Annotated in this window: 12 protein-coding genes; all 12 read left to right on the top strand. The window is 44.7% G+C overall.

Features of this window, described 5'->3' with window-relative positions; all coding sequences use genetic code 11:
* Positions 1 to 34: 34 nt before the first annotated feature.
* The 12 genes from KNO61_RS04625 (at position 35) to nrdG (ending at position 12,524) form a co-directional block, all read left to right on the top strand.
* Positions 35 to 466 carry a YlbF/YmcA family competence regulator gene (locus tag KNO61_RS04625; RefSeq protein ID WP_012726155.1) on the top strand — a complete coding sequence of 144 codons (432 nt, stop codon included), beginning with the start codon at positions 35 to 37 and terminating at the stop codon, positions 464 to 466.
* Positions 467 to 519: 53 nt separating this feature from the next.
* Positions 520 to 3,045 (top strand): DNA mismatch repair protein MutS, encoded by a 2,526-nt coding sequence (mutS, locus tag KNO61_RS04620; RefSeq protein ID WP_214872687.1) that lies wholly within the window; start codon positions 520 to 522, stop codon positions 3,043 to 3,045.
* Between the two features lie 4 nt (positions 3,046 to 3,049).
* The gene (gene mutL, locus KNO61_RS04615) at positions 3,050 to 4,867 is read left to right on the top strand and encodes a DNA mismatch repair endonuclease MutL (protein WP_214872685.1); all 1,818 of its coding nucleotides are present in this window, start codon (positions 3,050 to 3,052) and stop codon (positions 4,865 to 4,867) included.
* A 165-nt stretch (positions 4,868 to 5,032) separates the two neighbouring features.
* Entirely contained in the window at positions 5,033 to 5,680 is a 648-nt protein-coding gene (locus KNO61_RS04610) for a 50S ribosomal protein L25/general stress protein Ctc (protein WP_214684403.1), read from the top strand.
* A gap of 497 nt (positions 5,681 to 6,177) precedes the next feature.
* Positions 6,178 to 6,636 carry a hypothetical protein gene (locus KNO61_RS04605; RefSeq protein ID WP_214757075.1) on the top strand — a complete coding sequence of 153 codons (459 nt, stop codon included), beginning with the start codon at positions 6,178 to 6,180 and terminating at the stop codon, positions 6,634 to 6,636.
* Between the two features lie 160 nt (positions 6,637 to 6,796).
* Positions 6,797 to 7,081: a barstar family protein gene (locus KNO61_RS04600; RefSeq protein WP_214684400.1), complete on the top strand. Its 285-nt coding sequence runs from the start codon at positions 6,797 to 6,799 to the stop codon at positions 7,079 to 7,081.
* A 169-nt stretch (positions 7,082 to 7,250) separates the two neighbouring features.
* Positions 7,251 to 7,880: a hypothetical protein gene (locus KNO61_RS04595; RefSeq protein ID WP_214872683.1), complete on the top strand. Its 630-nt coding sequence runs from the start codon at positions 7,251 to 7,253 to the stop codon at positions 7,878 to 7,880.
* Positions 7,881 to 8,190: 310 nt separating this feature from the next.
* A complete protein-coding gene (locus KNO61_RS04590) occupies positions 8,191 to 8,556 on the top strand; it encodes a hypothetical protein (protein ID WP_012726162.1) in 366 nt (121 codons plus the stop codon).
* A gap of 133 nt (positions 8,557 to 8,689) precedes the next feature.
* On the top strand, positions 8,690 to 8,902 hold the full coding sequence (locus KNO61_RS04585; protein ID WP_143404758.1) for a hypothetical protein: 213 nt from the start codon (positions 8,690 to 8,692) through the stop codon (positions 8,900 to 8,902).
* Between the two features lie 316 nt (positions 8,903 to 9,218).
* Entirely contained in the window at positions 9,219 to 10,049 is an 831-nt protein-coding gene (locus KNO61_RS04580) for a formate/nitrite transporter family protein (RefSeq protein ID WP_041918029.1), read from the top strand.
* A 191-nt stretch (positions 10,050 to 10,240) separates the two neighbouring features.
* Positions 10,241 to 12,091, top strand: coding sequence for an anaerobic ribonucleoside triphosphate reductase (locus tag KNO61_RS04575; protein ID WP_214872682.1), 1,851 nt, complete (start codon positions 10,241 to 10,243; stop codon positions 12,089 to 12,091).
* Positions 12,069 to 12,524, top strand: a complete 456-nt coding sequence (gene nrdG, locus KNO61_RS04570) for an anaerobic ribonucleoside-triphosphate reductase activating protein (RefSeq protein ID WP_074037124.1) — start codon at positions 12,069 to 12,071, stop codon at positions 12,522 to 12,524. Before KNO61_RS04575 ends, nrdG begins: the two co-directional genes overlap by 23 nt.
* Positions 12,525 to 12,546: the final 22 nt, after the last annotated feature.

The following is a 12,546-nucleotide window of genomic DNA, read 5'->3' as shown; positions in this document are numbered from 1 at the left end:
GCACGATTACATTATAGACATAAAGGGGTTTACAATGGTGACCGATCAACAAGTAATTGCAAAAGCAAGAGAATTGGCAGACGTATTAGCACAAACACCAGAAGTGGCGCGTTTCAAAGAAGCGGAAGCGAAAGTGAACGGAAGTGACCGCGTACAGACGTTGATTAAACGAATCAAGTTCTTACAAAAAGAAGCCGTCAACTGTAAGCACTACGGCAAGACGGAAGCACTTGCGAAAGTCGAGCAAAAGATTGATAAAGCGATGGAAGAACTTGACTCGATTCCCGTCGTTCAAGCGTTCCAAGAAACACAAGTCGAAGTGAACGATTTGCTTCAATACGTGACGGTCACGCTCGCGAACTCCGTGACGGACCGTATCATCGAATCGACGGACGGCGACGTCCTTGCAGGGAAGACAGGGAGCGGCATGGCGGCTGAACAAGCACGCGGCGGCTGCGGATACTAAAACGACACAGCTGGCCGATGGTCAGCTGTTGTACTTTCTAGAGGTGAATCAACATGCAAGAAGTCCATCAAACACCAATGATGAAACAATATTTCTCCATCAAGGCAGACTATCCGGACGCCTTTTTATTCTATCGACTCGGCGACTTTTACGAGTTGTTTTTTGAAGATGCACAAATTGTCGCAAAGGAGTTAGAGCTCACGCTCACTTCTAAAAACGGGAAACAGGCCGAACATCCGATCCCGATGTGTGGCGTCCCGCATCATTCCGCGGCGATCTACATTGAACAATTGATCGAAAAAGGGTTCAATGTCGCCATCTGTGAACAGACGGAAGACCCGAAGGCGACGAAAGGACTCGTGAAGCGGGAAGTCATTCAAGTAATCACGCCGGGTACATACATGGCGTCACTCAGTGAAAAAGAGAACCGATATCTCGTCGCCATCTCGGACGTCGCAGGCCGATTCGGAATTGCTCGTGGTGACGTCACGACGGGGGAATCATGGTTGACGACGCTCTCGTCAGAAGAGGCCGTCTTACGGGAAATCGAAGGATTGCTCCCGAACGAGGTCATCGTCGAAGACGAACGACTCGCTGATTTATTGCGACAGACCGGGATCCCACTTTCGATTCAAGTGGACAAGCGGGAGAGTCCGCTCGCACAAGGTGCGAAAGATGAGGCACAGCGTTCGGCGTTTGAGTTGTTGTTCGCCTATCTCACGAAAACACAGAAACGTTCGCTCGATCACTTGCAGCCAGCTGTCGCCTATGAGGTTGAACAGCATATGCAACTCGACGCCAATACGGCCCGAAATCTTGAGTTGTTCCGTTCGGCTCGTTCAGGAGAACGGAAAGGGTCACTCCTTTCACTCCTTGATGAGACGACGACGGCGATGGGCGGTCGTTTGTTGAAGCGTTGGCTCGAACAGCCACTCTATACGGAGCAAGGCATCGAAGAGCGACAGGACGCCGTCGAGAACTTGGTGGACGACTTCATGTTGCGCGATCAACTACAAGAAGAGCTGAAGCGAGTCTACGATATCGAACGCCTTGTCGCAAAAGTCGGGTACGGGACGGCGAATGCGCGAGACCTCGTCCAACTACGCGACACACTCGAGCGGATGCCAGCCGTCCGGTCACTCTTACAAACGGTGAAAGCCGATCGCTTGCAGCAAATCGAACAGAATCTTGACTCGTTCGAGACGTTGAGTGAACAGCTTCGGACTGCCCTCGTCGATTCACCCCCGATCTCGACGAAAGAAGGTGGGATGATTCGTCACGGATATTCGGAAGAGCTCGACGAACTGTTAGAAGCGAAAGCGAACGGGAAATCGTGGATCGCAAACCTCGAGCAACAGGAACGCGTCGCGACCGGCATCAAGTCGTTGAAGGTCGGGTATAACCGCGTATTCGGTTACTACTTGGAAGTGACGAAAGCGAATGCGAAGTTGCTCGAAGAAGGGCGTTATGAGCGGAAACAGACGTTGACGAATGCGGAACGATACATCACACCAGAGCTGAAAGAGAAGGAAGCACTCATCTTAGGAGCGGAAGAGAAGAGCTGTACGCTCGAATATGACTTGTTTGTCGCACTTCGCGAAGAAGTGAAGAAGTACACGAAGGACCTTCAACAATTGGCCCGTTCACTCAGTGAGTTGGATGTGCTCCTCGCCCTTGCCGTCGTGGCCGAGAAACGAGAGTATGTGCGTCCGGTTACAGCGACCCATGTACAAATCGAACGCGGACGACACCCTGTCATTGAGACGGTCTTGCCACGAGGCGAGTATGTCGCCAATGACTTGACGCTTGACGACACGCGTCAAATGTTACTCATCACCGGACCGAACATGTCCGGTAAATCGACGTATATGCGTCAATTTGCCTTGATTGCAATCCTTCATCAAATCGGTTCATTCGTCCCGGCAGAAGCGGCGGAACTCCCGCTCTTTGACCGCATCTTCACACGGATCGGTGCAGCGGACGATTTGGTGAGCGGCCAGTCGACGTTCATGGTCGAGATGACCGAAACGCGCCAAGCCGTCACTGAGGCGACGAGCAATAGTCTGATTCTATTAGATGAGATTGGTCGCGGGACGTCGACGTATGACGGAATGGCGCTCGCACAAGCAATCGTTGAATATATCGCCTCGTCAATCGGCGCGAAGACACTCTTCTCGACGCACTATCATGAATTGACGGTGCTCGAAGATTCAATTCCGACACTTGAGAATGTTCATGTCCGGGCGATTGAACGGGATGGGCGTGTCGTGTTCTTGCATGAAGTACATCCAGGACGTGCAGACAAATCATATGGGATTCATGTGGCGGAATTGGCTGAACTTCCGGATTCGTTGATTGACCGGGCTCTGACGATTCTGTCAGAACTCGAATCCGAAGCAACGAAACCGAGTTTGAACGAGCAACCTTCTCCTCCAGTGGAAGAAGTCAGCCAGTTGTCGTTGTTCGAGTCGAATGACGTCGTACGGGAGCAACTGCTCAAACTCGATTTGTTGGCAATGAATCCAATCGAAGCGATGCAGGCGCTCTACGAACTGCAACAGACCGCAAAGAAAGGGTGAGTCGATGGGAATCATTCGAGAGTTACCTGAACAGCTCGCGAACCGAATCGCAGCCGGGGAGGTCGTCGAGCGACCGGCTTCCGTCGTCAAAGAATTAGTCGAAAATGCGATTGACGCGGGAGCGACGAAAGTAGACGTCGACTTACAAGAGGCGGGCATCCGTCTAATCAAAGTGCGAGATAACGGGCATGGGTTCCATGAAGAAGATGCGGCGCGAGCCTTCTTGCGGCATGCGACGAGTAAGATCCGGGACGAGCATGACTTGTTTCGGATTCGGACGCTCGGCTTCCGCGGTGAGGCGCTCGCCTCGATTGCGTCGGTCAGCCACGTCTCCTTGAAGTCAAAGCGAGCAGATGAGGATGGTTTTGAGATGACGCTTGAAGGTGGAGTCGTCAAGGCGACGAATCCGACGGCGACGAACGTCGGGACCGAAATTGCGGTCAGTCAGCTCTTCTTCAACACACCGGCACGGCTGAAATATTTGAAGACGTCAGCAACGGAACTTGCAAGTATTACGGATACGTTGAACCGTTTAGCGCTGTCTCATCCGGAGATTCGATTCACCGTCTTTCATGAAGAGAAAGAATTGTTGCGTACGAACGGGAATGGAGACTTGAAACAAGTCATGCTTGCCATCTATGGTCGCCAAGTCGCCGCACAAATCGTCACGGCGTCGAGCAAGACGAACGATTATACGCTGAGCGCCCATCTCGTGCGCCCGGAAGTGACCCGTTCGAACAAACAGTACGTGACTCTCATCTTAAACGGTCGAAGCATCAAGAACTTTGCACTGACCCAAAGCGTGCTTGAAGGCTACCATACGCTCTTACCGATCGGTCGCTATCCAATTGCCGTGCTCGAAGTGAAGATGGACCCGATGTTGATTGACGTGAACGTCCATCCGACGAAACGTGAAGTGCGTTTGTCGAAAGAAAAAGAACTATGCCAGCTCATCCGAGAGACCGTACAATTGACACTCCGGGAACAACGTCTCATTCCGTCTGTGAAACAAGATCCGAAGCCGAAACGTGTGACACCTTCTGAACAGTCGAAACTCGACTTTTCGATGGAGCCCCAACCTAAACAGGCAGATCCGGTCGAGTGGAACTATCCGATTCCTCGCGAGCGAAAAGAGTCGCTCACGTCTCCTTCCCAGTGGAACCCGGCGCCGCTCGTTCATGAACCGGAACCAGAGATGATTGAACCAAAACAGGTCGAAGAGCCTGTACATCAGTCGGAGCGTCTTCCGGCGTTAGACGTCATCGGGCAACTGCATTCGAGTTATATCATCTGTGGAGCGGAAGACGGGATGTACGTGATGGACCAACATGCCGCTCAGGAACGCATCAAGTATGAGTTGTTTTATGAGCAGTTAGGACGTCCGGAAAAAGAGTATCAGCTTCTATTGATTCCGCTGACGTTAGAGTTCACGCAAGAAGAGACGCTCGCTATCGAAGAAGTGCTCCCGCTTCTAGCGGATGCAGGCATCACGTTAGAGCCGTTTGGGGGTAACACGTTCCTTGTCCGTGAGATTCCGACATGGTATCCGCAACATGACTTAGAGGGCACGATTCGTGATCTGGTGGAGATGGCCATTCAACAGCGGTCAATCGACATCGCGAAATATCGCGAAGAAGCATCAATCCTCATGGCGTGTAAACGATCGATCAAAGCGAGCCATCCACTCAATAGGGAGATGATGCGACAATTGATTGATGATTTGAGTCGTACGACGTCTCCGTTTACCTGTCCGCACGGGCGACCGATTCTCGTGAAATGGAGCACGTATGAGCTTGAGAAGTTATTTAAACGCGTCATGTAATCGTCTTGTTACCTTGTTTTAACACGATGTAACGTTTATGCAGGAGCCCACATGGGAAAACTATACACATGTCACTCAACGCATCGAGGTTGAGAGGTGGCTTTTTCACTGCCTCACCCTCAAGATGTCGACATGAAATGTATATCCATGTAGGAGGAAAAGAAAATGACGAACAAACTTCAAGTATCAAAACGAGAATTACGCCCACGATCACTACGCACGAAGTTGCGTAACGAAGGAAAAGCGTTAGGCGTCGTCTACGGCTACAAAGTAGACAGCACACCAATCGTGTTTGACGAGATGGACCTTCGTAAAATTCTCCGAGACCATGGTGACAATGCCTTGATTGAACTCCATTACGATGGAAATAAAATCAATACGCTCGTGCACGGATCAGAAACGGACCCGTTCACAAACTTCTATCAGCACGTCGAATTCATGGCCGTGAAGATGGATGAAGAGACAGAAGTTGAAGCGGATATCGTCCTTGTTGGCGACGCGAAAGGCGTCAAAGAAGGCGGATATCTCGCCCAGTCACTTTATAAAGTGACGGTCGCTGCGACACCTGCCAACATCCCAGAACGCATCGAACTCGATGTCTCAGAGCTTGGAATCGGTGATTCGGTGACGGTAGCAGATCTTCCAGAAGACAAATCGTACACGATTGTCTCGGAACCAGATATGCACATCGCCTCTGTGAATGAGCCGGTTGCAGAAGTTGAAGAGGAAGAATCAGAAGAAGGTTCAACTGAAGAAGAAGCTTCTGAAGGATCTTCTGAAGAAACAGAAGAATCGACTGAGGATAAAGAATAAGCAATTCGATTAAATCAGAGGAGCATCGTCCCTAGATGGGGCGATGCTCCTTTGTTTATTAATCAACATTTTTTTTACGAACATTTTTAGAAATGTTGCAATATAGAAAAGTTTATCAAAATGGTGAGAATGTTATGGCTACCTTTTACTTATACATGGAATAAACAAGGCACTTAAAACTTAGATAAGTTGAATCGAAAGGGCTCATAATGTTAGGTGAAGGAATTTGTGATAATTTGAGAGAAAAACAAATTGAGGTATCTTTAGACTCGATTATAATCATCTCAGGTGTCTTAAAGGCTATTCAGTTGATTGTGGTCTGGTTACTAATAGAGGCGCCACGATTCTATATGAGTTCTTTCGTACCTTATTTCGATTTATGTCTGCTATCGGGGGTATGACTTTGTTGTTAGATTTCTTCTCGACGAGTAGGGATTTAGAAAGAATCAATCGGAAAAAGACAGATAGAATAGTTGAACTTGAGAAAGGGGATTATAATGTTTTCTAACGATTTAATTAAAGAATTTATAGAATTTCGAGAAGTTAATGGAGAAGAGTTTACTTGGTGGAGTTTCGTAAATTACAAATATAGTATTGAAGACGCTCTTTCTTTTTTAAAATTTTTCAATCCAGAAATAATCTGTCATGAGAACTGTTATTTTTTTAAAGACAGTTTATCTCTTAGTTCATATAAAGTTTGGAAAGAAGAATTTGGAGCAGATTTGTCCTCCATTGAAAAGATGGTAAATTTGTACGAGCCTAAAGATTTCTTCATTATTAATAAGAAAAATGATGTCGATAGTTATAGTCAAAATAATCAAATTGAAGCTTTTGCAGAGACTCTTTGTCAGCAATGGAAAATTAGCTTGAAAGAGAGGTATAATAATATTCCTTTCCAAGTCCAATTGATTCGAGATGATGGAGACTTATACATCACAATGTTCGTATTGCGATGAGTGTGTTTAATTGATTTATGACTGAGAATGTTGAGTGATAATAAGTATTGGCATAAATATTAGACACGAAAAACTCATTGGAACTTATTAAATGAATTTTTTTCATAACTTAATGAATCTTAGATGATTAATAAGATAAATGCTGGAGATGAGACAATATATGTCGCATTTATATATCGATTTAAGTAACATTACTTCTTCATCGGAACTACATCAGATATTAAAAGAAAGTCTTCATCTTCCTGATCATTACGGCGAAAATTGGGATGCCTTTTGGGATGTCATTACTGATGTGGATTATATAACTTTTCCTGATCAAATCACTTTCATAGGATATTCTTTGCTTGAAACGAAATTAAGTGAGGATGCTAAGTGTTTAAAAATGTGTTTAGAAGAGTATAACGAAGAACATTATGTTTCACATTGTCATTTTGTTTTCTTGTAATCTAATTTGCTTACTAGTATATAAAGCAAGTCTATAAGAGAGTAACCATTTCACAATCACTAATTTTTCAATATAACTTTTATAGTCCCCGACCATCATAAAAATTAATAGAAAAAACAGCTGATTTAAATTACAAGGTCTTTAAACTGAAAAATCAAAGGTGATCGCTATGCAAGAGCTTACAATTATTGAAAGGAAGCGTCTATTAGAGCAGATTGAAGATAATTTAGATAATTATTTCATTATAGGTGAAATTAAAAAGGTTTATGAGATCACTAGTTATGATGATTTAACTATTATCGATAACCAAAAAGCTTTAATTGATTTTTTGGTTTACCAAAACGTATATCCAATAGTCATAACATTTATATTATCTAAAAATATAAGTCAGGATAATGAGATGGTTGAAAAAATGGATTCAAGGAAAATTAAATATTCTATGAACTATTGCTCTGGGGATGAGAATTCTATTTATTACTGCAATGCAAAAATAGAAAACGAAAAAGATTTAAGGTTTTTGATTAACGAAACGTACTGGATGTCTGCTCAAAATGGGTTTTATAACATTATCTTTAAAGATAAATTGAATTTCACTTTAAAGAAATATGGTAAGTGGCTGTTCTCTAGAACTCAATTTGTACCTTTAATTGATATGAGTCTACCAACTTCTTTTATTAAAATAGATGGAGATGGACTTGGGTTTATTTTGTTTTCTAATGAAAAAAAATATAAATCTATTGAAGAATTAACAAAGAATTTACCTCAAAAATTTTACATAGATTATTTAAACGAAAAATGAATTATGAGGGCCTCAGTTTGAGCATGTTTTAACGCATAGTCGAGTTACATAGATACTATGAAAAATGATATGTATGATGAGGTTTGGGGGTCTACTCATGATGACTCTTTGTTAGAATTATATAAACTGATAATAGCGGGTTTATCGATGTGAGAAATACAGTCCGTAGAGTTAGAATAAGAGTAAATTTAGCCAGATCATATAGCTTTGTATCATGATGTTCATTTATACAATCAAAATTATTAAAACCATTTAAAACTTGTGAAGCCACGTAGTTAAGCAGCACATATTCCATACAGAAGGTGAAAAAATGAAAGCTCAGGAAATATTAAGAGAAATCGAAAAAATATACTACTGGGATGCGCGCGTTTTAGGATTCGATTGCCGTTATTTTGGAGATGAAGTTTTACTAATAATCGAAGAAGAAAATGAAAATTATCACCATCAGATTGAATTTTTAGGTTGTATAAAAGTAGACATATCTGCTCCACTCGACGATCGAATAGTGCCTGTAAGAGAATTAAGCAGATTACAGCTCCCCTATTTTATGCATGATGTTAGTATAACAAGCTATGTACTTGAAGAAACAGAGGTATTTGTATGTAATTTGATTTTCCCTCCAGCAAGCGCTGAAATTCATTTCACTAAGATAAGAATCGGAAAGGAATATCACTGATAAAATTTACAATGTCTGAATTGCAATAGTCGACCAAGAGACAGTTAATATATATTTATTGAACTATCATAAAATGTAGTGATTACAGAAGAACATTACAATGCAATTCATAAAATTGAGTGAGGTGTATTATATGTCATACAAATCGATACAATCGCTTTTACCTGTTAAAGAAAAGGCAATCCTGCTGGATCAGGTCGAAGGATTGAATAGATATCTTTGTATTCTACCGAACGATGAATTAGAAAGTCAGTTTGGAGATTTAGAAGAGTTCACAAAACAAGACTTTGCAGTCGTGGGTTATGAAGATGTGCTAGGAGATTTTGTAGGAGTGGACAACTTTTGATTGTTAATCATGAAACGCTTCATGTAGAGTAAAGATTAAAATTAACATTTGATGAACTCATGAAAAAGAATTATTCCCTTATTTGAACGATTGGTTTCATAAACTTTGTCTTATTATTCTCCCGAAAATAGGGAGAATTTTTCTTTGTCACAAATCCGCCATATGTAAACGATTACGATGTGAACACTCTGTCAATTCATGCAAGACAGGATTGCCAACAGAGACTGTACAGTTTATATTGTTAATGATTTCACATATTCGAACTGATACTTTCCTATTTAATTATTCAGAAAGAAGGGTTTGTGACATGGCATCAATGGAAATCCATGCACTCGAATCATTACGGAAAAAAGCACAGGCTTCCTCGCAAATGATTCATTATCGTCCAATGGAATACTTTTTACGGGCAATGTTAGCCGGGATCTTTATCGGCTTTGCCTCAATCTTCACGTTGAAAGTCGTCAACGGTATGTATTTAGCGGAATCTCCGTTCACGACACTCATCGGAGGCTTCTCGTTCGGGATCGCGCTCGTCATGATCATCTATGGGGGAGCTGAGTTGTTCACGGGAAATACGATGTATTTCACAACGTCGACGCTTCGTGGTTATACGACGCTCAGCGACACGATGCTCGTCTGGTTGCTCTGCTTCGTCGGGAACGCACTCGGGGGAATCCTATTCGCCTTACTACTTGCACCGACTGGCGTCATCCAAGAACTCGGGATGAACAACTGGTTGTTCTCCGTTGTTGAGAGTAAAATGCATCATACGACGGTTGAAATTTTCTTCCGCGCCATCTTCTGTAACTGGATGGTCTGTCTCGCTATTTTCTTACCGAAACAAATGAAAAATGAGTTCGCTCAAATCTTCTCGATGATTTTCCTTGTCGCGGTCTTCTTCGCTTCAGGATTCGACCACGTCATCGCCAACTTCGTCTTGTTCGCCTTGACGCTCGTCGTCCCACACCCTGAGACGATCAGCATGGCAGGTGCGATTCATAACTTGATTCCTGCGACGTTCGGTAACATCATCGGTGGAGCGCTCTTCATGGGAGCCATCTATACGTGGTTGAACTCGAAAGGTCTCCGTGAAGCACAAGAATTAGAAGAAGAAGTCGAATTAAAAGTTGTAAAAGCGGTTAAATAAATGATGTTTGTCACATATAACGTAGAGCCTTGTCTTACCGAAGACGAGGCTCTTTTTTATCGTATGATCACACGTAAACTGTCACAATATCGACTCGTGACCATCGAGAAAAACACATGCCATAATCTATATATAGGATTCTTAAAACGAATATGAATGTTTTGAATCCATATATAGTGAGGTGATGCGTTTTGAAATTACTGCAGTTGTATGAGGACGTCTGCGTCTTACCAGACCAAGACTTGGTACAAGAGAATGCGAATGTGGACGGGAAATCCCCACTCGGAAAACTAGCACGACTCTCTTCAGAAGTGTCGAAAGAACTATCGCAGACGTATTTGATGTCGGAACGGTCAAAACAAGCCGTCACTGATAACTTTTTATACGTGCACGATGCCGACTATTACATCACAGGCTCGACGACATGTTGTCAAATTCCACTCGGTCAATTGTTGAAAGACGGCTTCCATACGGGACATGGGACGATCCGGTCGCCAAAGGACATTCGCTCTGCCATGGCACTCGCGTCGATCATCCTTCAAGCGAATCAAAACATGCAGCATGGGGGGCAGGCCTTCCCAATGTTTGACGTCGACTTGGCACCGTATGTCGAGAAGACATATGAGCGTCAACTGAGCCGACTTCAATCCTTACCCGTTGACTGGGAAGAAACGCAATTGGAGACACTCGCGGAAGAAGAGACGATTTCGGCGACGTATCAGGCGTGTGAGGCGTTCATCCACAATGCGAACTCGATGCACTCACGAGGGGGCGGGCAAGTGCCTTTCGTTTCGATCAATTATGGAACGGACACATCAAAGTGGGGACGTATCCTCATTCAAGAGTTACTTCGTGCCACGGAACGTGGGTTAGGGAACGGAGAGACTCCGATTTTTCCGATTCAAATCTTTAAAGTGAAGGAAGGAATCAACTTTCGGGAGGACGATCCGAACGTCGATCTTTTCCGTGAAGCGTGTCGGGTCACAGGCAAACGGTTATTTCCGAACTTCTCATTCATCGATGCCCCGTTCAATGCCGCTTACTATGATGGGACACATGAATCTGAAGTGGCGTACATGGGTTGTCGCACTCGGGTCATGGGAAACCGACACGGAGAAGAGACGTCGATCGGTCGTGGCAATCTTTCCTTTTCCACACTCAACTTGGTGAAGATGGCACTGATCTCGGAGTCGATCTCGGATTTTTACCGCATTCTCAACCGCTATGTCGACATCGGGATCGAACAGTTGATTGAGCGTTTCGAGTATCAATGTACGCGTCGCGCTGAAGAATTCCGTTTCCTCTACACACAAGGGGTCTGGCGTGGAAGTGAGCAGTTACATATTCATGATGAAGTCCGAGATGTGCTGAAACAAGGAACGCTCTCACTCGGGTTCATCGGACTCGCTGAAACGTTGAAGGTGTTGACGGGAGGTACACATGCTGAGTCGCGTGAAGCGGAACGACTCGGTCTCGATATCGTCACGCACTTGGCCAATCGCATGCGTGCGGCAGCCGAAACGTACGACTTGAATTTTTCGTTGCTCGCGACACCCGCAGAAGGATTGTCAGGTAAATTTGTGACGCGAGACCAGGAAACGTTTGGGATGATTGAAGGTGTCACTAATCGTGCCTTTTATACAAATTCATTCCACGTGCCGGTCTATCAGTCTGTATCAATTCGTGAGAAAATCCGAATCGAGGCACCGTATCACACATTGTGTGACGCGGGACATATTTCATATGTCGAAGTCGATGGGTCACTTGCCCACAATGCGGAAGCGGTGGAATCGATTGTCCGCTTGATGCGACAGCATGATATCGGCTACGGTTCCATCAATCATCCGGTCGATCGTTGCGGAAATTGTGGGTTAGAAGGACTGATTGACGATGCCTGTCCGACGTGTGGCGAGGATACAAACATTGAACGAATCCGCCGCATCACCGGTTATTTGGTCGGGACGATGAACCGTTGGAATACGGCGAAGCGAGAAGAAGAGCGGGCGAGGGTGAAACATGATGCGCATTCTATCCGTCGTTGAAGAATCCGTCGTTGACGGACCGGGGATTCGGACGGTCATCTTTACTGCTGGCTGTCCGCATCACTGTAAAGGGTGTCACAATCCTTCCTCGTGGAATCCAACCGGGGGTGAGGATGTCGAAGTAGAGGAACTTGTTCAGCGCGTCAAGCTCAGTGGTTGGGACGGGGTGACCATTTCTGGAGGCGAACCGTTTCTTCAATCGTCAGCGTTAGCAAAACTCGTCACGGCATGTAAGTCGCTCGGTAAAAATGTGTGGGTGTATACGGGTTATACGCTCGAACAGTTGGAAGCGATGCATGACGAAGCGATTCAAACCGTGTTGGACTACGCCGATGTGCTCGTCGACGGTCGTTACGAGCAGTCGCTACGAGATATGGGACTTCGTTTTCGAGGATCGAGTAATCAACGAATCATCTTTTTGAATAAAGTATAATCGAGGCAGAGATGTCTCGATT

Origin of the sequence: Exiguobacterium sp. s140 (assembly GCF_018617035.1) — a bacterium.
Lineage (GTDB): Bacteria > Bacillota > Bacilli > Exiguobacteriales > Exiguobacteriaceae > Exiguobacterium > Exiguobacterium profundum.
The sequence above is the reverse complement of the archived record's forward strand: the minus strand, read 5'-3'. Positions and strand labels throughout refer to the sequence as shown.

Coding starts and splice junctions, on each gene's coding strand:
- mutS (WP_214872687.1), top strand. CDS start 520: ATGCAAGAAGTCCATCAAACACCAATGATGAAACAATATTTCTCCATC.
- KNO61_RS04580 (WP_041918029.1), top strand. CDS start 9,219: ATGGAAATCCATGCACTCGAATCATTACGGAAAAAAGCACAGGCTTCC.
- KNO61_RS04610 (WP_214684403.1), top strand. CDS start 5,033: ATGACGAACAAACTTCAAGTATCAAAACGAGAATTACGCCCACGATCA.
- KNO61_RS04590 (WP_012726162.1), top strand. CDS start 8,191: ATGAAAGCTCAGGAAATATTAAGAGAAATCGAAAAAATATACTACTGG.
- KNO61_RS04595 (WP_214872683.1), top strand. CDS start 7,251: ATGCAAGAGCTTACAATTATTGAAAGGAAGCGTCTATTAGAGCAGATT.
- KNO61_RS04585 (WP_143404758.1), top strand. CDS start 8,690: ATGTCATACAAATCGATACAATCGCTTTTACCTGTTAAAGAAAAGGCA.
- nrdG (WP_074037124.1), top strand. CDS start 12,069: ATGCGCATTCTATCCGTCGTTGAAGAATCCGTCGTTGACGGACCGGGG.
- KNO61_RS04600 (WP_214684400.1), top strand. CDS start 6,797: ATGTCGCATTTATATATCGATTTAAGTAACATTACTTCTTCATCGGAA.
- KNO61_RS04605 (WP_214757075.1), top strand. CDS start 6,178: ATGTTTTCTAACGATTTAATTAAAGAATTTATAGAATTTCGAGAAGTT.
- mutL (WP_214872685.1), top strand. CDS start 3,050: ATGGGAATCATTCGAGAGTTACCTGAACAGCTCGCGAACCGAATCGCA.
- KNO61_RS04625 (WP_012726155.1), top strand. CDS start 35: ATGGTGACCGATCAACAAGTAATTGCAAAAGCAAGAGAATTGGCAGAC.